We start from the raw sequence: 21,212 nt of genomic DNA, 5'->3' as shown, positions 1-21,212 counted from the left end.
TCTTATCGAGTAAATGCCGCCGGCACACCGCCGTCCACAGTCAGCATGCAGCCTGTCGTTTTTTCCGATTTGGACGAAGCGAAGAAGGCGATGCCCTCAGCGATGTCGCGCGGGAAAATGTTGACAAGCAGCGTTGTACGCTTGCGGTAATAGTCTTCCAATTGATCCGGCTCAATGCCGTAAGCTGCTGCGCGTTCATTGCGCCAGCCCGAGTTCCAAATAGCAGAGCCTTGCAGAATCGCGTCCGGCAGCACCGTATTGACGCGTATGCCGAATTCTCCGCCCTCGGCAGCAATACAGCGGGCAAGATGAGCTTCCAGCGCTTTGACCGCACTGTATGCTGAAGCATTTTTGCCGGCATAGACCGAGTTTTTCGAGCCGATAAAGACCATGTTCCCGCCGATGCTTTGCTGCTTCATCATTTTGAACGCTTCGCGGGCAACGAGGAAGTAGCCTGTTCCCAGTACATTCATGTTCAGGTTCCATTCCTTCAGCGTCGTCTCATCGAACGGGCTGGACGTAGCAAGCCCGGCATTGTTGACGATAATGTCAACACCGCCGTAAGCAAGAGCTGTCTCCGCATAAGCAGCGCCAACCTCTTCCTCCTTCGTTACATCCATTTTAACGGCAAGCGCACGGTTTTCGCCATATTTTTCATTGATTTCCGCTGCGACCTTTTGCGCCCCTTCAAGGTTAAGGTCAGCCAGCACCACATGCGCACCCTCGGAGACAAGACGGCGGGCCGTTTCGCTGCCGATGCCGCCTGCACCGCCTGTAATGAAGGCGATTTTGCGGGAAAATTCCGCTTCTGCCGGCGCCAGTGTCAGCTTGTAAAGCTCCAGCGGCCAGTACTCAACATTGTAAGATTCGTTCTCGCTCAGCGATACGAAACAGCCAAGGGCCGTCGAGCCGCGCATAACGGCAATTGCCCGATGGTAGAGCGCGCCGCTTACTTTCGACATCGCCCAGCTTTTCCCTGTATTGATCATCCCCACGCCTGGAATCAAAATAACGCGCGGCGCAGCTTCGAACATCACATCGCCCTCGTTGCAGTTCCGCTCGAAATAGGCTTTGTACTGTTCTTTATATGCAGCGATGCCTTCTTTCAGCTTCGCAATCAGTCCTTCTATATCGTCCGCGTTCGGGGTCCAGTCAATAAACAGCGGGACTACTTTGGTATGCACCAGATGGTCCGGGCAAGCGGCGCCTACCTGAGACAGCTCAGGAGAAGCAAAGCCGCCCACAAATTGCATGACATCCTCTTCATCATCAAAGGAAAGGATCATTTTCTTGGCATCGCTCACTGCACCGCGAACGGTCGGCATAACTTGCGCTGCAATGCTTCTGCGCACTTCGGCAGGCAATGCCTCATGCTTCACGCCGCCAAACAGCTTCGCTTCATTAACGCGAGCTTCGATGAATCCTTCCGCTTCATTAATAATAGCAATCGTCTTGGCATAGCAAGCTTCGGAGGTCTCGCCCCAAGTAACAAGCCCGTGCTTCTCCATCAGAACAAGCTCGGCATTCGGATTAGCAAGCACTCCCTCTGCAATCATCTTCGACAGCGTAAAGCCGGGACGCACATAAGGCACCCATACGAAACGGTCGCCGAAAATTTCCTTTGCCAGCTCCTTGCCATTGTCTGCACAGCAGAGGGCAATAATCGCATCCGGATGTGTATGGTCAACATGTTTGAATGGCAGGAAAGCATGCAGCAAAGTTTCAATTGATGCGCGCGGATGCTTTGAATCGATCATGCAGTGGCCAAGATAAGCGACCATTTCCTCATCGGACATGGCATCGCGCTCGAACAATGGTCGAATGTCTTCCATGCGAAGGCCTGTAAAGTTGCCTGCTTTCATCGAAGCCAGATCGGAGCCGCTGCCCTTTACATACATCACTTCAACGTCGCGGCCGCGGAAATCCTTGACGATCATCTTGCTGGACGTATTGCCGCCGCCCCAGTTGCACACCCGGCGGTCAGCACCGATAATGTTGGAACGATAAACAAGCTCGTCCAGCCCTCCTTGCAGCGATTGTGCTTTCGACTCTTCCCATAAAGATTGTACCATCGATTTACCTCCGGTTATGTTTGTTTGTTATTGTTTGTTTGGAGTATATCATATTTGTTTTTGTTTGAATATCCCCTTTTTCAAAGAAAAACAAAAATAAGCCCCGGATTTATAATCCGCGGCTGTACGTTTTGTTTATCAGTTGACAAAGCGAATATTAATCCCCTTGCGGTCCAGCAGCTGCGCGAGCTCATCCCTTAATTGCGATTCGGCGTCCAGCTCCCACTTGGCGCGCAGCTTCTCAACCGCCTCCTGCCGCAACTCTTCATATTGCTTCTCCTGCTTTTTATATGCCCGCAATATCGTGCCGGAGTAGAGAAAGACTGAAACGGCTACGATGACAAATAGTAATGATGCCGTGCTTTTTCCAATATAAGTAATAGAGTCGAATACATCGCGGCTGGAGATGGCGCCTAGCTTGTACAGCCAATACAGCACAACAATAGCTACAAATAAATTGATAACCGCCAGCATCCGGCTGCGCAGCAACAGCTGGTCGGCCTTAGTTTTGCGGGCAATCATTTCTTTTACCAATATTTTTGTATCGCTGGACACCGCCAATTGCTCCAATTCCTTCTCAATATCATCCATTAGTATCCCTCCTTGTACTCAATATATGCCGAGCCCAGCATAATCTGTACAGATAAGGGGTTGATTAACGGCAAAAATACGTTATAATAATGATAATTATTATCATCGATATCGAACGCAAGTCTTTTTGACAAAAGGAGTCTAGTCTATGAGTCTGTTACTGCCGATAATGACACTCATTCTCGTTGGTGTAGGAGCCTTTCTCCTCTTTACGGCCATTGAGCAGGATCGCAAATCCCGCGCCCGATTCACACATAGCCGCGCTGTGCACCCAGCCTACTTGCCAGGCTGCCGCCAGCTGCAAGCCGACCACGCCGGCTCTACAGATTAACTCTGGATGAGCAGCCTGCCGCTGTGGCCGGCTTTTCTCTTTCTGCGTCATCCAAGTATTATTTTGCCGGCATTGCCTTCCGCCGCGGATACAGTCCGAACGGCTTGTGTTATCTTGGCCAGCGGAAATCGTTTGGCCGCCGGAAGCAACTGCAGCGTGCCGGTACGAACATAGAAGCATAATTGTGCAAAAGCATCCTGCCAGGCCTGTTCGGATACGTCCCGATTCCAGTGGCGCAGATGGAACATTTGCGCCAAAATCGTCTTCTCCTGCCCAATGATCCGCCAATCGAGCGGCTTGCCGGACAATAAGCCAATCGTTATAAAAGTTCCCTTTGCGCGCACGCTGCGGGCTAGTTCCGTTCCGTCCCCGCCGCCAATTGAATCGATCGCCGCATCTGCACCAAGCCCATTCGTCGCCTCCATAATCGCTTCATAAAGCGGCACCTGCGAGGTATCGATCACCACATTCGCTCCCAGCCTTCGCAGCTCTGCTGTATAGGCGCCGCTGCGTACAATGGCCAGCATGCGTACGCCCGACAATCGGGCCATCTGGACGAAAATACGGCCAATCGCCGAACCGCATGCATTAACTGCGAGCACTTGCCCTTCCTGCAACTTCAGACGCTCCCGGCAAATAACCCAGGCGGTAAGCGGATTGATGTATAATTGTGCGGCGGCGCTATCCTCTATTTCAGGCGGAACAATGACGGCCCACCGCGCCGGGCAGCGGACCCACTGCTGCCAAGTGCCCTCGCCCCGCAGCGGCAGCACGCGCCGCCCAATAAAGGCCCGCGGTACCGCTGCCCCTGCTTCCTCAACAACGCCCACTCCTTCATAGCCCGGAATCGACGGCAGCGCGATGCGATGTGCATATGCGCCTGTAATCGGGATTAGATCAGATGGATTAATCGGGCTAGCCAGCATCCGGACTAAAACTTCATCGGCCCGGGGAGGAGCGATTGCCTTCTCTCCCGTCTGCAGCACCTCATCCGGTCTGCCAAAGGAATCAAACCATATATATCGGTTATTCATAAGTAGCCCCTTCCGTACTTCCAAGCTGTCAAGACGATCATACCATAGAACCAATATGAAGCCCAAAGCAGTAAAAAAAAGCTGACCTGCAGCGGCGGCAGTTTTCCCGGACGCCTCTGCAGGCCAGCCTGCATCTTACGCTTCACGCGGCTGACGCAGCAAGCGCAAGCCGTTCAGTATAACAAGAATGGTGCTTCCTTCATGTCCTACAACGCCAAGCGGCAGCGCCAATCCCTCAATAAAGTTAGCGGCAATTAACAGGGCGATGACACTGATCGCAAAGATCATATTCTGCTTAACGATCCGCGCTGTCCGTTTGCCAAGGGTAATCGCTTCGGCAATTTTGCCGATATCGTCCTTGAGCAGTACAATATTGGCCGTCTCCAGCGCCGCATCGCTGCCTGCGGCTCCCATCGCGATGCCGACATTGGCCGTTGCCAGCGCCGGCGCATCGTTAACGCCGTCTCCAACCATCGCCACATTGCCATAGCGCTCCCGCAGCTGCTTCACCATATTTACCTTCTCCTCCGGCAGCAGCTCGGCATACACATGGTCAATACCAGCTTCCTTGGCGATTGCTTCTGCCGTCTGCTTCTGGTCGCCAGTCAGCATAGCTACAGCGACGCCGGCTTTTTGCAATGCTGCAATTGCTTTTTTCGCTTCGGGGCGAATCTGGTCGCGCAAGGCGATAATGCCTGCCGCTCCAGCCGGATGATGCATGACCGTGACTGTTTTTCCTTCTGCTTCCAGACGGCTGATCAGCTGATCGAGCTCAGCTGTCCGATAATGCGCATCCAGAAAGCCCGGCTTGCCGATTTTCCATGTCTCTCCAGCCCATTGTGCTTCAATACCCCAGCCCGTATGCGTTGTAAAAGCGGCAGGCCGCTCTAATGTCAGCTGCTGTTCCTTGGCCTTTTTCACAATTGCCTTCGCCAGCGGATGCTCGGACAGACTTTCCAGGGACGCCGCTATACGGAGCATCTCCGATTCATCCATACCGTCCAGAGCAATCAAATCTGTCACCTGCGGCTCTCCGATGGTAAGTGTGCCTGTTTTGTCAAATGCAATCGCCTTCGTATTGGCTAAGTTTTCCAGGTGAGCGCCGCCTTTGAACAGCAGCCCTCTTCTGGCGCTGCTCGATATTGCCGACAGCGTTGCAGGCATAATCGAAGCAACGAGTGCACAAGGCGAAGCTACTACGAGAAATACCATCGCTTTGTAGAAGGTTTGCTCCCATGACCAATCAAACACCAGCGGCGGGAGCACGATCAGCAACAGACAGATGGCAATAATTGCTCTGGCATAAATCCGCTCGAACCGCTCCATAAATTGCTGTGAAGCCGGTTTCTCGCTCTGTGCCTCTTGCACGAGACGAATAATTTTGGCAAAAAGAGTGGATTCGCCTTGACGGCTTACTTCAATAAAGAGTGCGCCTTGGCCATTAATCGTCCCGGCAAATACCTCTTCGCCGGCATTTTTATCTACTGGAATCGACTCGCCTGTAATTGAAGCCTGGTTGACGGCAGACGAGCCTTCCACGACAATCCCATCCGCCGGGATGCGTTCTCCTGGCTTCACGACGACAATGTCGCCAACTGCAAGCGATTCGATGGCGACAACAGTCTCCTCGCCATTCACATACCGGACAGCCGTCTCAGGCTTCATGCCCATCAGCGCAGAAATATCTCTGCTGCTGCGATCCATTGTGTAAGTTTCCAGCGCGCCGCTCAAAGCGAAAATGAAAATCAGCACTGCGCCTTCCGTCCAATAGCCGATGCTGGCAGCCCCGATCGCCGCGGCGATCATCAGCAGATTCACATCGAGATCCCGCTCGACAAAAAGGGTATGCAGCCCCTCCTTCGCTTTGGCAAAGCCGCCGACGATAAAAGCCGTTGCATAGAGGATGACCGATGCGGTTTCAGAGGCTCCGCTTATCCCCCACGCGGCTGCAATAAGTATACCGCTCACTAAAGCGGCTATCGCCTCTCCATAACGCTCCATCGCGTTTTTAATGAGCGCCGTCAATGTCGGTTGTTTCTCAGCAAGTTCCTTTTTTTTAGCCTTTTTATCCAGTGATTCCAAGGTTGACATCATTTTATCGCTCCTCTCATTGAGAATGAGTCCCATTATTATACCCCTAAAAATGGAACATGCTGCCCCTGAACGGGACAGCATGCATTGTGTATATAGGCGCAAAAAACGGCGCATTCTCATCTAAATTCCATTTCAATTTAATAATAATTATAATCTAGAAGCAGCAAAAAGTAAAGGGGCGTGAAAAGAAACGGCTGACGGCGTCCTTAGTACTATCGCCAAGAAACTTTAAGCGTTTATACCGAGAGGGAGCAACCTTGCAATATTGAAAGCTTCATCTTCGTTATTGTCATGTTATTCGATTGTTCTATCTCCTTCCATTCGTTACCATGAGGGAACATACTTCAAAAGGAGTGTATGCCCCATGTCTAATAAAAGAGTTAAAAAATCGATTATCGTACTGTCGGCTGCAGCAATGTTGATGGGCAGTTTGCAAACAGCTATTCACGTTCCTGCCCTAGGCCCGCCAACCGTTGCCGCTGCCAGCTCCGTTCAAGAACGCCAGCAACTTTCGCTGCGCGAGCTTTGCGATATGTTCGGTTTCCGATTGGTATGGAATGCGACTAATCGCACGGTCTCCATTCATAGCGATGACCGGACACTTTCTATTCAACTGCTGCCTGACCCCGTAGCGAAAACGGGCAACTCAACATGGAAGATTGCCGCCGGCGATGTTGCAGTGAAGGATAATCGCATTTTTGTAGCACCGCAAATTCTGGAGAAGGGACTCGATATCAAGGTAGGCTATAGCGGTAAAACAAAGGAACTGGAATGGGACATGGCCGATATCCGGCTGACGGCTGGCGCATTCTGGTACTTCCTGTCCCGCCAGGAGCTATCTGCAATGAAGCGCTATATGGCCGATTCCATACGAACCGTGCCAGTACCCGCATCTGTCCGGCAGATGGCGGAGTTTTTGCCTCAATTGAAATTGACCAAGGTACGAACGCATGACAACGGATTGTATAAAGTGATCACGTTCATTTACGATGCCGGGCAAATGTCGCTTGCAGCGGAGGTGCGTTTTGACCGGACGAATAGGATTAAAGATTATATCATTACGGCCGATTCTACAGGTTATATTGCTCCCGGTTATGATAAGCCGGACCGCTATACGGAGGAGAGCATCGTCGTTGGGGAAGGAGAAGATGCAACACCCGGCACGCTTACCCTTCCACGGGGGGAGGGACCGTTCCCTGTCGTTGTGCTTGTGCAAGGAGATGGAGAACTGGACCGGGATTCCGCTGTAATGGCACAAAAGCCGTTCCGAGATTTGGCTGTCGGACTCGCAGACCGGGGCATCGCCACGATTCGTTATGATAAAAAGACACGCACTCGTTATGCGAAGCTTTACGCCACACATAATCTGACGAAGGAATTTATCGAGGGCGCAATTGAAGCTGTCGAGCAGGCGAAAAAAGATAAGCGCCTTGACGGGTCGCGAATATTTGTAGCCGGACATAGCAGAGGCGGCTGGATGATGCCGGCCATATTGGAACAGGACAAGGAACGAACGATTGCCGGGGCTTTGATCATGGGATCGCCCAATCCGTCGATTTCGGAGGCGGATACTTATTATGATAAGTCGGCCGAATCCGCTTTTTTCACGAAGGAGCAGATTGCTTATTATCGGGAACAGATCAAACTGGTCAAGGCGAAGAACTTTGATCCTGCCAAGCCGCCGGCGGAATTTCAGCTTCCGCCCAACCCCTATTGGTGGCAGGAAGCCACCACTTACGTGCCGGTGAAGAATGGCAGCGGACATCCTGCGCCATTGTTCGTGATGCAAGGGGAAGAGGATTTTCACGTTAAAGCAAGCGAGCTTGAGACGTGGCGTAAGGTCTACGGGAAGCGCCCGGGCAGCGAGTTCAAATTGTACCCCAAGCTGACTCATATGTTTACAGAGAGTACCGGGAAAAATACGACCGAGGAGTATTACAATCCCGCGAGCGTATCGGAGCAGGTCATTACCGATATTGCCGCTTGGGTGGAGAAGACAGGGAATCCAGAACAGCAAAAATAGCAATCGTTAAGAAATCGCTGTCAGATCGACATAGTATAATTTGGAGGAGGTAGTTGAAGCCGATAAGTAAGGAGCGCAGAGGATGACTACGGAGAGCAGGAACGGCAGCAAGGCAAAGATATGGATCTGGGCGGCGCCGAAATCCATAGCGTCCGCTTCGGCCTGTTGAGCGCCCCGCAGCAGATCCGCCCCCGCCCGTCAAGGATATAAACGCTGCGCGCCCTTGACGGGTTTACAGCAGCGCATACTATAATCAATTGAAATTACGGAAGCCGGAAGTTATGACCGGCTTCCATTTTTAAATTAACGGGAGACATTTGTTAAATTTGAATGACAACAGCAGCAGTCTAAGACTTTATTTTTCAAGTCTTGGTCCGCCGCTGCTTCTTTTAATGAGTCCCGTTTCAAACAACCTCTTTTCACATCGGTTCAGAACATGAACGATCTATTAATTTAACGACCTTTCTTGCGGACTCGAAACCAGTGCTCTTGGTTGATCGGCCTGCTTAGGCTGTTCAGCTTTTCTTTTTCTTGGATTCAAATAATAGTAATTGACGTAATAGTGCTTTTTACACAATCCGATTGCATAATGCTGCCCCTCACACCCTTCAAGACTGCATTGTCTGCGTATTCCCCTTTTTCTCCCCATTGTTGCCTTGCCTCCTTTGCCAGCACAGTGCGCGCGATGCTTGTTATAATCTGAAATTCCCATGCTTAGGGCTGCTTGCATATCTACTTCTGATGAATCGTTATCATACCATATCCCTATAAACATATACTCAACATTGTGAAATAAAGTTTCAGAATTTTGCGAAAATTCTATTTCCAATTTCACGAATATCGTGTTACTCTCAAAAAATACGTTATTTTTAACAAAAGATTATACAATAATTACGATTTGTCTCCCAAAAGCTGGGGCAATCATGGTAACCTTATTGTGAATGAACAGATCATCCCTTCTTTCGGGCGCCTTGATCTTGAAATTTATCGGCTATTGCCGCTTGTTACTCAAAAGGGGTGCATAACATGAATGCAATTATTATTGACGATGAGCCGTTGGCGCTGCGCAGTATGGAACGTCTGCTCGGCAATGCCGGAATCAATGTCGTCGGCTCTTTTTCGAATCCGCTCAAAGCAATCGAGCAGGGCTTGCAGGCGCTCCCCGATCTTGCTTTTCTCGATATCGAAATGCCTGAGATGAACGGTCTTGAGACAGCAGAAAGACTGCTGAGCATACAGCCTAATCTGCAGATTGTATTTGTTACTGCTTATCATGACTACGCAATCGAAGCCTTCGAGCTCAACGCGCTCGATTACTTAATGAAGCCCGTGCAGCCGGCCAGGCTTAATAAAACGCTGCAAAGAATCGATTTGCCCGGTAAAAAGGCTCAGCCGAAAGTAGAGCAGGAGCAGCAGATTACATTGCGCTTCTTCAAATATTTACATATTCATCATCCGGACAAAGGCGCTCTGCCCATTCACTGGCGTACGACCAAAGCCCAGGAGTTATTTGCTTATCTTGTCCATCATCGCCATCGTGCGGCCATCCGCAAAGATGAGCTTATCGATTTGTTGTGGGCGGATCACGACCTGCAGAAGGCATCCGCTCTGCTGCACACGACAGTTTATCAGGTGCGGCGCACGCTCAAACAAATCGATCCGTCCCTGCAGATCCAATTCATTGATGGCGGTTTTCGCCTGCTGCTGGGCGGCGTTAAATTGGATGTGGAAGAATGGGAACGCTCGCTCGAGCTAATCCCGCCGTTATCAGCGGAAACGCTCGATCAGCATGAGCAGCTGCTTGCGCTTTACACCGGCAATTACTTGGAGGATCATCACTATTTATGGGCAGAAAAAGAAAGCGAGCGGCTAAGGCTGGTATGGCTGGATCATATTAAGCCTACTATCGCGTACTACATCGAACACGAAAATTACGCCAAGGCGCTGCACGGTCTGCAACTGGTCCAAGAAACATTACCCTACTCGCAGGACGGCTATCTGGGGCTGATGCAATTGAATGCCAGACTTGGGCATTACGAGGAAGTAAAGAAGCTGTTCAAGCAGTACACATTGCTGCTGCATGAAGATTTGGGCATCGAACCGGAAGAACGAATATCGAGCTGGTATATGCAGTGGCTGCATTGAGAAAAGCTGAGCAAGCATCAGCACTTAAAGACAAACGGAAGGAGGGTTCGAGCGCCTTGTGACCTGCGCTTAAACCCTCCTTTTTGTCCCGCTATCTGCTCTTGACTAACAATTCGATCGCTTCCTGCACCATTTTGCTGCCATCCCCTCCAGCCTGCTGTTCTTCCAAAATGCATTGCTGCAAATTTTCAGCCACAATCTGGGCGATCGCCTTATCCGCCGCGTTGCGAACTGCCGACAGCTGACTGATTACTTCTTTACAGGACTTTTCCTCGTCCATCAAACGCAGCACCCCGCGTACTTGCCCTTCAATCCGCCGCAGCCGTTTTTTCATATCATCCGTATAGGTATACGCCATATAAGCCCGCGCTCCTTTTTGTTCATTCTCAAACTATTATTCGATTTCAGCAAGCTCTGGCACAAGATTGGGCGGCCGCTGGCCCGTGATGCCGGCTACCAGATTACGCGCCGCCGCCATTAACATATCGTGTCTCGTTCTTGCAGTTGCCGACCCGATATGCGGCAAAGTTACGACATTCGGAAGCTGCAGCAGCGGATTATCGGCTGCAACCGGCTCTTGTTCAAACACATCAAGGCCTGCGGCAAAGATCCGCTTTTGCTGCAAGGCGGCAATCATCGCCGGCTCATCAATAATTTGCCCGCGGGAGGCGTTGATCAGAATCGCTGTCCGCTTCATCATGTCAAACTGCTCTTTGCCGATCATACGATGCGTTTCCGGCGTCAGCGGCGTCATAATGATGATGAAATCAGACTGCTGCAGCAGCTGCTCCATCGTTCTGTACTCCGCTCCGTACTGCTTCTCGGCTTCCGGCTTACGGTTGCGATTGCTGTAAAGCACCTTCATATCAAACCCGTGTGCCGCCCGCTTTGCCACTGCTTCGCCGATCCGCCCCATGCCGATGATGCCGAGCGTAGCATGGTGGACATCCAGCCCAAAATAAGGCTCGTCCGATTTTCCGCCAAGCTCGCCCCATTCGCCTCGCTTGACCATTGCATCCAGCTCCGGCAATCTTCTGGCCGCACTGATCATAAGGCCGACGATGAGATCGGCCACGGTGTCGTCCAGCACATACGGCGTATTCGTTCCCATGACTCCGCGCGCCTTCATCGCCTGAATATCATAATTGTTATAGCCTACTGAAATGTTGCTCACTATTTTTAGTCCCGGCGCGGCGGCAAGCAGCTCCTCATTAATCGCTACTCCGGATTGAAGCAAGCCGCTTGCCCCGGCCAGCCTGGCTTTAAGCGCATCGCGGTCGGCTATGATGCCAGGCGGTGCTTCATCAATTTCGCAGTATGTGCTCAAATATTGTCTAGCTTCTTCCGATAAAGTCTTAATAACGAGAACTTTCGGTTTACTCATCGCAGCAATCGCCTCTCTATTGAAATTCCGATTCCAGTCGTTTCATAAATTCTTCGGCCGCGCTGTAGCCCTGCTGCCGAAGGTACCAGTTGTTCGCCGCAGCCTCGATCAAGCCCGCTACATCTCTTCCCGGCTGCAGCTGAATTTCGATATGCGGTACGTTAACGCCCATATACTGCGTAAACTTTGGCTCCAGCTCAAGCTCATTATTCAAATCATTGTTTTGCCACTGGGTCAGCTCAATATCCAGCGAAATACGCGTCTCATCCTGAAATGCCTTGCGTCCATACAGACGGCTTACATTGACAAGACCGATGCTCCGCAGCGCCAGAAATTCCTTTGTTCTGCCGTCATGTGATCCGAGCAGCGTTTGCGGGCTTAATTTTTTCAAGACGACAGCATCGTCAGCAACAAGCCGGTGGCCGCGGCGAATCAGCGTGTGCGCCGTCTCGCTCTTCCCTACGCCCGATTTGCCGCGCAGCAATATACCGATCCCCGATACATTGACACATACGCCGTGCACTGTAATTTCCGGAGCTAGCTCTTTGGCTAGAAACCCTTCCAGCCGCCCTAAAAATTCCGATGTCTTGGTCTGCGTGCGCAGCAGCGGAATGCCTTCCTCGTTGCAATATTTTTTAAGGTACTTTAGCCCCTCCTGCCCGGAGGTAACGATAAAGCAGGGCGGATGATACTTTACAATGTTGCCGATATGGTGATTTCTTTCGTCTTCCGTTAACGTATGCAAATAGTTAATTTCTTTTTTTCCAAGCACCTGTATATTCTCTTGTGAAAAAAAATCGAAATAGCCGACAAATTCAAGCCCCGGTCTATACACGCGCGATTTTGTAATCACTCGCTGCATCTGCGTTTCTCCTGCCAATACCTCCAGCGAGAATCGGTCAGCCAATTGTCGGATTTCTAGTGTTTTCATTTGCCTATCCCCTCCCTGGAATGTCCGCCTAATGATTGTTATCGCATTAGATATTCCACACAGGCAGCCGATTCCCTTTTTCTCTTAAGGAAGCGTTTGCTCATTTACTGCAGATACAGTAAGATATTAGAAAGTATATACGCACATATTTTGATATTGCTAGAGGTGACTTTCATTGGACAAGGTAAAAGAAGCATACGCTCTGCTAGGGTTGTCGGAGGATGCTACGAAGGAAGATGTAGAGAAGCGTTATTTTATATTATTGCGGCAATCCCGTGCCAAGGATGCCCGCGGCGCTGAAGGCGAGGGAGAGCATGGCGCCGATTTCGAAGCGATCAATCAAGCCTACAAAACAATTTTGGCGTATGAAGACAATAAGATACAGGAAGAATTCAACCAGAATCAATACGGGAAATACAAGAAGATGGCCGGAGTCGCGCAAAAAACCGACCATTTCTTTCATTACTATAAGTTCCATCTGCTAGGCGCAATCGTACTCATCGTCTTAATTATCGTTGGGGTTAATAGCTATATGGATCGGCAGGCCGAAAAGGAAAGACTGGCGAAATTGCCGCCAATCGACGTATCGGTTATGTTTCACGGCGAGTTTATGCTGCAAAATCAAGAGCAAGACACAACCGCATTAGAGGAGGCGCTTTTGGCCAAATTTCCGGAATGGAAGCGGGTCAGCGCCGCCGTCACATACGATCCGGCAGAGCCGAAAAATGAATTTGATATGGCATCCGTCCAAAAAGCGTTATTGTCGCTTATTACCGATAAAAGCGATGTTTACATTTTAGACAAAAACAGCTTTGCGAAGCTGTCCAAACAAGGACTGCTGCGCAAGTTGGATGATGAATACAACGAACGCTTGAAGCCGCTGCTGGCTTCCGAGGCAGATGCATACAAATCGCGTGTCGAGGAAGATACCGAGGATCATATTTATGCAATCGATATTACGGGCAGTCCTTTAATCAAGGAATTGCCAGTCGCCTACAACAACATGGTCGTCGGCATTCGTACAGATGCCCAGCATGTGGACAATGCCCTGCTGTTTATTGAGCGTATGATAGCAGGCAAATAACGAGCTAAGAAGAAACGGCTGACGGCATCCATGGCGCTATCGTCAAGTTTCTTCCCCTGATAGCATGCCTTGCATCGCCAGAGGTCAGGGAGCCAAATCCCTGAAGGAGGGTACGATGCAAAGCGGTTTCATCTAACGGAAGCTGCAGACGCTATTTCTCCAATTACCTTCCTTTTTGAAATCTAACGGATGTGATCGATCTTAATGGGACGTTTTTTGGCGAAATCGTGCTCCTGATCATCAAATAGCGGCGCACAGTTCCGTTACAATTTCAAATCGGTCGAATTTTCGAAAATAGCGGCCGTGAAATCCGTTAGCTTAGGCAACACCAGCCCAGATTTTATATAATATTAAAAAGCCAAAATGTAAATGTATGACATTTTGGCTTTTTAGTTTGCATGGAAGGATGTTCCATTTCTTTAGAACGCAAGCCCCGACTCCAATTTATTAAGGGCATCCTGAAGCAGCTCTGCAAATTCCGCTTCGGGGTGCTCGGCATAATGGAGCAAAACCGCCGAGCATGCTCCAACCACCGCACCTGCAAGCACCCTGACTGACCAGTCGTCGCTCGTTACGCCCAGACGCTCCGCTACCATCTCGGCGATCATATTCATCGTCGCGAACATATTATTGGCCGATGCAGCACGCAACTCGGGGATCGACATCATAACCTCAATCCGCTCTCTGGCAGTTTTAGTCTCCTCGGCTGACATATAGGCGACTCCCGCCAGCAAAGCATTGCGCACCGCAGCCAGCGGGCTCAGCTCCGCTGGCTGCTTTTTGAATTCCTCAATCATGATCGGATCGTAATTATCGATAATGAGCACATCCTCTTTCGTCTTAAAGTAGCGAAAGAAGGTGCTTTGTGATATTTCGGCCGCTTCAGCAATCTGCTCGACTGTCGTCTCCTGATAGCCGTTTTCGCGAAAAAGCCGCAGTGCATGCTGCTGCACAGCAGCGATCGTTTTCGCTTTTTTTCGTTCCCTCAGTCCGGCAGCAGTTTTTTTATTTGGCGGCATTTAACCTCCCCCTTTATCCTTACGTCTATATGTCCATATGTTGTCCGGCAGAGGCACGCTCCTTCGCTTTGCGCAAATAAAGCACCACCAGCAACAAGCCCACTGCAGCTATACCTCCGCATATCCACAACAGACGGCCCATCCCGAACACAAAAGCATTCTGAACCTGCGTCAGCAGCGGCAGCGAATTCAACTGCCTGGCAATTGCCGCACCGGCGGCGACATTGCGCTGCACCGCTTCGGCAGCTTGCTCTGACAAACCAGTCACATCTAGTGTACCACGATATGAACGGCTAAGCACAGTACCTAGAACGGCTACCCCAATTGTTCCGCCGACATTGCGCAGCGCCATAATCAAGGCGGAGCCCACTCCGCTGCGTTCAGCAGTTAATGCAGATAACGCCATATCCATCGCCGCAGGCAGCACTAGGCCGATTCCAAGGCCGGATATCGTAATCCAAACCGCCGACAGGCCATAGCCATCTGTAATTGACGTATTTGCACCAAGGGTAAGCGCAGCCGCAAGCAATACGAAACCGCCCGCCATAGCGGCCCAGGCCCCCATTTTTTGCTGGATAGCATCTGCCGCCTTCGACCCGATCACCAACCCGCCTACGAGCGGCAACAACCGCAGACCGGCGCCGAGCGCGTCCGTCCCTTGCACCCCTTGGAAAAATTGCGGAAGTACGAACAGCAGCCCGAACATAATAAACGATATAAGCGTAGCCATCACAGAACCCCAAGTAAATACGGCAGAGCGGAATAATTGAGGATCGACGAGCGGAGTCTGACTGCGGCGAATCCACCATACAAATCCGGCAAGCAGCGCTGCCCCGGCACCAAGTGTCAGCAAAGCTTCTGCATTGTCCCATCCGCTTTCTCCCGCTTCAATCACTCCATACGTAATGCCGATCAGACCTAAGCTGGAGAGCAGCATGCCTACGTAATCAGCGCGGGCGCTGTTCTCGCCGTGCGATTCTTTTAGCAGCAAAGCGATAGCAACCATGGATACAACAACAAATGGAATATTAATCCAAAAAACAGAACTCCAGTTGTAGTGATTGAGCAGCCACCCTCCTGCTATCGGACCAAGCGGTATGCCAACCGCATTGGCCATCACCCAAACCCCTATTGCCTTTGAGCGCTCCTCCTCTGCAAACAGCACCGGAATAAGCGACATTGACAGCGGAACCAGCAAGGCGGCGCCGAGCCCGAGCATAGCACGCCCGATAATTAAGGCTGCCGACGTCTCTGCATATGCACATACGACAGAAGCAGCACCGAACATCAACAGACCGATGATCAGCATCTTTTTTCTTCCCAGCCGGTCACCGAGCAGTCCCGCAGGCAGCAAGGCGGCAGCAAACACAAGTGTGTAAGCATCGGCAAACCATTGCAGATCGCTGCTCGATGCCTGCAATTCAGTGGCTAATGTAGGCAAAGCTAAGTTTAAAATTGTCATATCCAGTCCGACAGCCAGCAGACCAATCGCCAGCCCAATTAAGACCCACCATCTGCGATTATTTTGTTTCTCCATTCCCTTTTTCACCCCTCAAATAAAATGACAGTTACTTTCATTTGAAAGTATATGTCTTTTGGTATTCGAAGTCAAATATTTCGCAAACTTATTCATTGTGATATAATGAACAGCGGCTATACGCCAGCAACATCAATGTTTAGGGGGCAAAATGACGTGCGTGCTAACTTGCCGGACACTTTTATCGCTAACATGCAACAACTGCTCGGAACGGATTCCAACCTGTTTTTACAAAGCTTCGATATGCCGCGTACGTTCGGGCTGCGCCTTAATCCCTTGAAACTGGCAGCGCTGCCTGAAGCGGTTATGGAGCAGCTGCCTGTCAAATTCGGGTTAGAGCCGGTCAGCTGGTGCAAGGCAGGGTATTATTACGAGGAAAGTTCAAGACCTGGCAAGCATCCTTATCACGCCGCCGGGCTTTACTATATCCAGGAGCCTTCGGCAATGACTGCTGCCGAGCTGCTCGATCCCCAGCCAGGCGAGCTCGTGCTGGATCTGGCAGCTGCTCCTGGCGGAAAAACAACCCAAATTGCCGGCAAAATGGCAGGACAAGGTTTGCTCGTCTCCAATGAGATTCATCCGGGAAGAGCAAAAATATTAAGTGAAAATGTTGAGCGCTGCGGCATTGTCAATGCGATCGTGACGTGCGCCGCTCCCGATGAACTTTCCCGCCGTTTCCCTGCATTTTTTGACCGCATCATGCTTGATGCTCCTTGCTCGGGCGAAGGCATGTTCCGCAAGGACGAAAATGCGATAGCTGAATGGTCGCCCGCTCATGTCGCCATGTGTGCGGCACGCCAGAACGATATTTTGCAGCATGCCGCTATAATGTTGAAACCCGGCGGCAGGCTTGTATATTCAACATGCACCTTCAATAAACAAGAAAACGAAGAAACCATTCAGCTCTTTTGCTCGCAGCATCCTCAATTTGAATGGGTCGCTTCTGAACGGATATGGCCGCATCTGGCACGCGGAGAAGGACATTTTGTCGCAGTGTTGCAAAAATCCGCAGATGCGCCTGATAACGCGCTACTCTCCGAAGCGCGCACAGCAAAAAGCCGCTCCAAAGGAAAAAGCGGACAGGCTAAAAATAATGATGTGAATGATATGCTTGCCTTTTACGATTTTACCAAGACAGCTTTGCCTCATATGCCCCGGTTGGAGGCTGGAGAGCCTGTTCGCTTCGGAGATGCCCTCTATTGGCTGCCTTCCCCTTCAGCGGAAGCCCGGATTGCTGCCGATCGGCTCCATGGACTGAAGGTGCTTCGGCCTGGGCTTCATCTTGGCGATATGCGCAAAAACAGAATAGAACCCGCTCATGCGCTGGCGATGTCTCTACAAGCCGCCGACGCTGCCTGGCATCAATCGTGTTCTGCCGATTCGGACGAGGCGGCCGCTTTTTTGCGCGGCGAGACGATTCCTGCGCTAGACGGGGCAGCGGGATGGGGAATTGTAGCAGTTGACGGTTTACCGATAGGCTGGGGAAAAGCCAGCGGGGGACAAGTGAAAAACCACTTGCCTAAAGGACTGCGGAGAACATACTAATGGAATGAGAGCGGCCTGGCAGCGGAAATTATCGCGCTAGGGAGGAAATCAAATGTCCGGAGGATTCGGAGAAGGCGGCGGTTGGGGACTGGATGGCAGCCCCCTTCGTACCGCTACGAGGAAGCGTACGTGCACAGAGCATGCGCTACGCCATCCTCTTCACTTATCTCCCTTGACTTTCATTAGCAGCGCAAGCTCCTCATCCGTCAGATGCCGGTATCGTCCTGAGGGAAGCGCATCGTCCAACTGCAGCGGCCCCATAGAAATACGCTTCAGATAGGTGACCTTTTTGCCAACAGCTTCGAACATCCGCTTTACCTGATGAAACTTGCCCTCATGAATCGTCAGCCGGATACTGCTCTCAGCTTCTTCCGCTTCTTCAGCCTCCGCTACCGACAGAATCGTCAGCTCGGCAGGCATCGTGATATAGCCGTCATCCAGTGTTACACCGGCGGCAAACCGCTCGATATCCGTCTCACCGACACGGCCCCGGACAATAGCTTCGTAGGTTTTCGGCACATGCTTGCGCGGCGACAGCAATTCGTGAGCCAGCTGACCATCATTGGTAAGCAGCAGCAAGCCTTCTGTATCCTTATCAAGCCTTCCTACCGGGAAAGGCTGCAGCACCCGGTCGTCCCTAGCCAATAAATCGACGACTGTTTTATCCCGTACATCCTCGGTTGCCGAAACTACGCCTTGCGGTTTATTGAGCATCACATAAATCACGTCGCGATAATGAATACGCTGGCCATCGCAAATTACTTCAGCGGTATGCGGATCCAGCGTCATCCCGCTGTCCTTAGCTATCGCACCATCTACAGTAATGCGGCCTTGCTTGACTAATTTCTTCACTTCGCTGCGCGACCCGACTCCCATATTTGCAAGCAGCTTGTCCAGCCGCATTTTTTTACTCAATCAGATCCACCTCCAACCGGCAGGAAGCTCATTTTTAAACAAGCTATTACCGTCATACTTTCCCCATCCAATCGAATATTCGTCGATACAGACAAGGACGTGACCCTTCAGCAGCTGGCGCTGCCCGTCGTGCTGTCGAATAGCCGAAGCATCAACGATCAGCGTCTCGCCTTTCAAATAGCGCACTGTCCTTTCGTCGGCGGCATGCACGCATAGCGCCGCCTGAACCTCGTCAATGCGCAAAGCCATGGCCAGCGCCTGGGACGGCTCAAACCGGTGCGGCCCTGCCTCCCCCAAATACCAGCCCGCCCGCACAACATGCAGCCCTTCGAGGGAGGGAAGCCCTTCAGGCTGCAAATAGACCCGGGATCCACAAGCAACCAGCCCGCCCGGCCACATATCGGTGCCAACAAGCCGTTCGGACGCAAATTGCCGCCAGCTGCTTTTGGCGTCAACTACAGCAGCGCGCCCCCGGGACTCCTGCCCTTTCGGCAGATTGCGGTGCTTGCCTCCGCGTGCTTTCGCCAGCCGGGCGGCAAGCCTGCCGCTATCGCAGTCGGCCTCGACCGGCTTGTCGCAAGCCGCCGTTAGACAAGGCTCCTCCCGCTTGCCCATTTTTCGTAAAACCGCAACAAAATGGCCCTCGCCTTCGGTCAAGTGGGGCCATAATCTGACAGTGCCGCTTATCTCCTCATGCTCTTTCGTAATATCGCCAGCCTCGGCAACCCAATCTGCACGGCCGTTTGACCAGCCATGCTGCCGCGAATTAACCGGCACCAGCCGCATATCGGAATAACGTTCCAGCACGCGGGCAATTTGCACTTCGTTTTCCTCAGGGGAGAAAGTACAGGTGGAGTAAACCAGCGTGCCCCCCGGCGCAAGCATTTCAACCGCGGAGCTTAAAATATCGCGCTGCATCAAAGAGCAGCGTTCGACGGAATGCCGCTCCCACTGATCCACCATCGATTCGTCTTTGCGAAACATTCCCTCTCCCGAACAAGGAGCATCGACCAAAATCCGGTCAAACCATCCCGCGAAGGCAGTCGCTATACGCTCAGGCTCTTCATTTAGAATGACCGCGTTGCGCACGCCTGCCCGCTCCAAATTTTTGGCCAATGCTTTTGTCCGTTCCTTCGCATTGTCATTGGCTACAAGCACACCTTGGCCTTGCAGCTTGGCAGCAATTTGGGTAGATTTCCCCCCAGGTGCCGCACATAAGTCCAGCACACGGTCACCCGGCTGCACGTTCAACAGCTCGGCAGGCACCATCGCGCTGGGCTCTTGAATATAATACAGGCCGGCATAATAATACGGATGCTTGCCCGGCCGTTCATTTTCTTGATAAAAATAGGCTCCATCCGCCCACGGAATGGCCGAAAGGCCCGACTTCACGGACGAAAGCGCTACGAATTGTTCAGCACTGATCTTTAATGGATTAACTCTTAAACCATATTTGCGCGGCCGTTCATAGGAAGCGGCAAATGCAGCATATTCCTCTCCTAAAAGCTTTGTCATTTTCTTGATGAATAACGGCGGCAGCGCAATGCCCACTTTCAAATTCCTCCCGGATATTGAGAACCAAATCTCACAGAATCAACTCATCACACAATTTTGCTTTCCTATTGTATAATAAAGCGATTATGACTGTGAAGTAAAAATTTGATTGCCAAATTCCGGCCGTCTGCCGCTAAACACTGCTTTGCTTTTTCGCCCGCTGGAGCGCCTGCCCGATCTCCTCGGCCAGCTGGCGAATTGCATAGGCATCCTCGTGCTCCCACAACTCATTGAAGCGAAGCTGAAATTGCGCCGCTTCCCGAATCCGGTGGAAGAAATAAAGCTCTTGAATATCGCTTAGTACGCTCGAAACGATATTGGATTTTTTTTCAAAACCTATTTGTGCATCCAGAATTTCCTGGCGGATATTTGACATCTCCATATCGAGCAGCGCGGCTGCCTCCGCCGCCTTCTTCAGCCTCTCTCTTACGTCTTCCGGCAAGCTTTCTTTATACTTGTAATTTAGCGAGTGCTCAATTGTCGCCCAGAAATTCATGGCAAGCGTCCGGACCTGCACCTCAGCCAGCACATGGTTAAGCCCAAGCGCCGTCTGCACCGGATAATCGACGATCATATGATAGCTGCGATATCCGCTGTCCTTGTAGTTTGTAATATAGTCCTTTTCGTAAACGATCTTCATATCCTTGCGCGCACGAATGAGCGAAGCTACCTGATGAATATCGTCTACAAATTGACACATAATGCGGATGCCCGCAATATCTTCAATACCGCTGCTTATTTGCTCCATCGGCACATTCAAGCGCTTCGCTTTCTCCAATATGCTGGAAATACGCTTTACCCTGCCGGTAACAAATTCAATCGGCGCGTAGGATTCGCGGGCTTTAAGCTCTGTCCGCAGTGTTTTGAATTTCACTTTCATCTCTTCTACAGCTTGCTCATAGGGCTGTAGAAACAGGCTCCAATCTCTACCGTCCATCCAGCCGCCTCCTGTC

Annotated in this window: 18 protein-coding genes; 5 read left to right on the top strand and 13 right to left on the bottom strand. The window is 51.3% G+C overall.

Translation table 11 applies throughout. The annotated features are described in order from the left end of the window. Positions 1-2: 2 nt before the first annotated feature. Together ACFQ0N_RS19375 and ACFQ0N_RS19370 are read right to left on the bottom strand one after the other, a co-directional pair. A complete protein-coding gene (locus ACFQ0N_RS19375; protein ID WP_379329147.1) occupies positions 3-2,072 on the bottom strand; it encodes a bifunctional aldolase/short-chain dehydrogenase in 2,070 nt (689 codons plus the stop codon). Between the two features lie 138 nt (positions 2,073-2,210). Next, positions 2,211-2,663, bottom strand: a complete 453-nt coding sequence (locus ACFQ0N_RS19370; RefSeq protein WP_379329145.1) for a DUF2663 family protein — start codon at positions 2,661-2,663, stop codon at positions 2,211-2,213. Between the two features lie 148 nt (positions 2,664-2,811). Between ACFQ0N_RS19370 and ACFQ0N_RS19365 the strand changes: the two genes are divergently transcribed. After that, the gene (locus tag ACFQ0N_RS19365) at positions 2,812-2,994 is read left to right on the top strand and encodes a hypothetical protein (RefSeq protein ID WP_379329143.1); all 183 of its coding nucleotides are present in this window, start codon (positions 2,812-2,814) and stop codon (positions 2,992-2,994) included. Positions 2,995-3,041: 47 nt separating this feature from the next. On the opposite strand, the gene ACFQ0N_RS19360 is transcribed toward ACFQ0N_RS19365, so the two are convergent. Further along, complete coding sequence (locus ACFQ0N_RS19360) at positions 3,042-4,028, bottom strand: zinc-dependent alcohol dehydrogenase family protein (RefSeq protein WP_379329141.1); 987 nt, start codon at positions 4,026-4,028, stop codon at positions 3,042-3,044. Positions 4,029-4,163: 135 nt separating this feature from the next. After that, on the bottom strand, positions 4,164-6,122 hold the full coding sequence (locus ACFQ0N_RS19355; RefSeq protein WP_379329139.1) for a heavy metal translocating P-type ATPase: 1,959 nt from the start codon (positions 6,120-6,122) through the stop codon (positions 4,164-4,166). Positions 6,123-6,486: 364 nt separating this feature from the next. Between ACFQ0N_RS19355 and ACFQ0N_RS19350 the strand changes: the two genes are divergently transcribed. Next, entirely contained in the window at positions 6,487-8,145 is a 1,659-nt protein-coding gene (locus tag ACFQ0N_RS19350) for an alpha/beta hydrolase family protein (protein ID WP_379329137.1), read from the top strand. 448 nt (positions 8,146-8,593) lie between these two features. On the opposite strand, the gene ACFQ0N_RS19345 is transcribed toward ACFQ0N_RS19350, so the two are convergent. After that, positions 8,594-8,980 carry a hypothetical protein gene (locus ACFQ0N_RS19345; RefSeq protein WP_379329135.1) on the bottom strand — a complete coding sequence of 129 codons (387 nt, stop codon included), beginning with the start codon at positions 8,978-8,980 and terminating at the stop codon, positions 8,594-8,596. A gap of 191 nt (positions 8,981-9,171) precedes the next feature. On the opposite strand from ACFQ0N_RS19345, the gene ACFQ0N_RS19340 reads away from it, so the two are divergent. Further along, the gene (locus tag ACFQ0N_RS19340; RefSeq protein ID WP_379329133.1) at positions 9,172-10,290 is read left to right on the top strand and encodes a response regulator; all 1,119 of its coding nucleotides are present in this window, start codon (positions 9,172-9,174) and stop codon (positions 10,288-10,290) included. 91 nt (positions 10,291-10,381) lie between these two features. On the opposite strand, the gene ACFQ0N_RS19335 is transcribed toward ACFQ0N_RS19340, so the two are convergent. Genes ACFQ0N_RS19335 through hprK form a run of 3 tightly spaced genes read right to left on the bottom strand, consistent with a single transcriptional unit; the run spans position 10,382 to position 12,605 of the window. After that, complete coding sequence (locus ACFQ0N_RS19335; protein WP_379329131.1) at positions 10,382-10,648, bottom strand: metal-sensitive transcriptional regulator; 267 nt, start codon at positions 10,646-10,648, stop codon at positions 10,382-10,384. Positions 10,649-10,684: 36 nt separating this feature from the next. Further along, positions 10,685-11,674 (bottom strand): 2-hydroxyacid dehydrogenase, encoded by a 990-nt coding sequence (locus ACFQ0N_RS19330; RefSeq protein ID WP_379329129.1) that lies wholly within the window; start codon positions 11,672-11,674, stop codon positions 10,685-10,687. A gap of 16 nt (positions 11,675-11,690) precedes the next feature. Further along, complete coding sequence (gene hprK / locus ACFQ0N_RS19325; protein ID WP_379329127.1) at positions 11,691-12,605, bottom strand: HPr(Ser) kinase/phosphatase; 915 nt, start codon at positions 12,603-12,605, stop codon at positions 11,691-11,693. 175 nt (positions 12,606-12,780) lie between these two features. Here hprK and ACFQ0N_RS19320 point away from each other — a divergent pair, with 175 nt between their 5' ends. Next, positions 12,781-13,689: a J domain-containing protein gene (locus ACFQ0N_RS19320; RefSeq protein WP_379329125.1), complete on the top strand. Its 909-nt coding sequence runs from the start codon at positions 12,781-12,783 to the stop codon at positions 13,687-13,689. A gap of 419 nt (positions 13,690-14,108) precedes the next feature. Here ACFQ0N_RS19320 and ACFQ0N_RS19315 read toward each other — a convergent pair whose 3' ends face one another. Continuing rightward, positions 14,109-14,708 (bottom strand): acyl-CoA-like ligand-binding transcription factor, encoded by a 600-nt coding sequence (locus tag ACFQ0N_RS19315; protein WP_379329123.1) that lies wholly within the window; start codon positions 14,706-14,708, stop codon positions 14,109-14,111. Between the two features lie 25 nt (positions 14,709-14,733). Next, complete coding sequence (locus ACFQ0N_RS19310; protein ID WP_379329121.1) at positions 14,734-16,245, bottom strand: DHA2 family efflux MFS transporter permease subunit; 1,512 nt, start codon at positions 16,243-16,245, stop codon at positions 14,734-14,736. Positions 16,246-16,380: 135 nt separating this feature from the next. On the opposite strand from ACFQ0N_RS19310, the gene ACFQ0N_RS19305 reads away from it, so the two are divergent. Further along, on the top strand, positions 16,381-17,790 hold the full coding sequence (locus ACFQ0N_RS19305) for an RsmF rRNA methyltransferase first C-terminal domain-containing protein (RefSeq protein WP_379329119.1): 1,410 nt from the start codon (positions 16,381-16,383) through the stop codon (positions 17,788-17,790). A gap of 159 nt (positions 17,791-17,949) precedes the next feature. On the opposite strand, the gene ACFQ0N_RS19300 is transcribed toward ACFQ0N_RS19305, so the two are convergent. The 3 genes from ACFQ0N_RS19300 to yjbM form a co-directional block, all read right to left on the bottom strand. Continuing rightward, the gene (locus ACFQ0N_RS19300) at positions 17,950-18,693 is read right to left on the bottom strand and encodes a pseudouridine synthase (RefSeq protein WP_379329333.1); all 744 of its coding nucleotides are present in this window, start codon (positions 18,691-18,693) and stop codon (positions 17,950-17,952) included. Between the two features lie 12 nt (positions 18,694-18,705). Next, positions 18,706-20,256 (bottom strand): RsmB/NOP family class I SAM-dependent RNA methyltransferase, encoded by a 1,551-nt coding sequence (locus ACFQ0N_RS19295; RefSeq protein ID WP_379329117.1) that lies wholly within the window; start codon positions 20,254-20,256, stop codon positions 18,706-18,708. Positions 20,257-20,392: 136 nt separating this feature from the next. Further along, entirely contained in the window at positions 20,393-21,196 is an 804-nt protein-coding gene (gene yjbM / locus ACFQ0N_RS19290) for a GTP diphosphokinase (RefSeq protein ID WP_379329115.1), read from the bottom strand. Positions 21,197-21,212: the final 16 nt, after the last annotated feature.

Origin of the sequence: Paenibacillus sp. GCM10027626, assembly GCF_042676285.1 — a bacterium.
Taxonomy (GTDB): Bacteria; Bacillota; Bacilli; order Paenibacillales; family Paenibacillaceae; genus Paenibacillus_Z.
This window is presented reverse-complemented; position numbering and strand designations above follow the sequence as displayed.

Bases quoted from the DNA above. Each gene is read 5' to 3' on its own strand.
- ACFQ0N_RS19355 (WP_379329139.1), bottom strand. From the start codon at position 6,122: ATGATGTCAACCTTGGAATCACTGGATAAAAAGGCTAAAAAAAAGGAA.
- ACFQ0N_RS19300 (WP_379329333.1), bottom strand. From the start codon at position 18,693: ATGCGGCTGGACAAGCTGCTTGCAAATATGGGAGTCGGGTCGCGCAGC.
- ACFQ0N_RS19350 (WP_379329137.1), top strand. From the start codon at position 6,487: ATGTCTAATAAAAGAGTTAAAAAATCGATTATCGTACTGTCGGCTGCA.
- yjbM (WP_379329115.1), bottom strand. From the start codon at position 21,196: ATGGACGGTAGAGATTGGAGCCTGTTTCTACAGCCCTATGAGCAAGCT.
- ACFQ0N_RS19370 (WP_379329145.1), bottom strand. From the start codon at position 2,663: ATGGATGATATTGAGAAGGAATTGGAGCAATTGGCGGTGTCCAGCGAT.
- ACFQ0N_RS19335 (WP_379329131.1), bottom strand. From the start codon at position 10,648: ATGGCGTATACCTATACGGATGATATGAAAAAACGGCTGCGGCGGATT.
- hprK (WP_379329127.1), bottom strand. From the start codon at position 12,605: ATGAAAACACTAGAAATCCGACAATTGGCTGACCGATTCTCGCTGGAG.
- ACFQ0N_RS19365 (WP_379329143.1), top strand. From the start codon at position 2,812: ATGAGTCTGTTACTGCCGATAATGACACTCATTCTCGTTGGTGTAGGA.
- ACFQ0N_RS19315 (WP_379329123.1), bottom strand. From the start codon at position 14,708: ATGCCGCCAAATAAAAAAACTGCTGCCGGACTGAGGGAACGAAAAAAA.
- ACFQ0N_RS19360 (WP_379329141.1), bottom strand. From the start codon at position 4,028: ATGAATAACCGATATATATGGTTTGATTCCTTTGGCAGACCGGATGAG.
- ACFQ0N_RS19375 (WP_379329147.1), bottom strand. From the start codon at position 2,072: ATGGTACAATCTTTATGGGAAGAGTCGAAAGCACAATCGCTGCAAGGA.
- ACFQ0N_RS19305 (WP_379329119.1), top strand. From the start codon at position 16,381: ATGTTTAGGGGGCAAAATGACGTGCGTGCTAACTTGCCGGACACTTTT.
- ACFQ0N_RS19330 (WP_379329129.1), bottom strand. From the start codon at position 11,674: ATGAGTAAACCGAAAGTTCTCGTTATTAAGACTTTATCGGAAGAAGCT.
- ACFQ0N_RS19310 (WP_379329121.1), bottom strand. From the start codon at position 16,245: ATGGAGAAACAAAATAATCGCAGATGGTGGGTCTTAATTGGGCTGGCG.
- ACFQ0N_RS19340 (WP_379329133.1), top strand. From the start codon at position 9,172: ATGAATGCAATTATTATTGACGATGAGCCGTTGGCGCTGCGCAGTATG.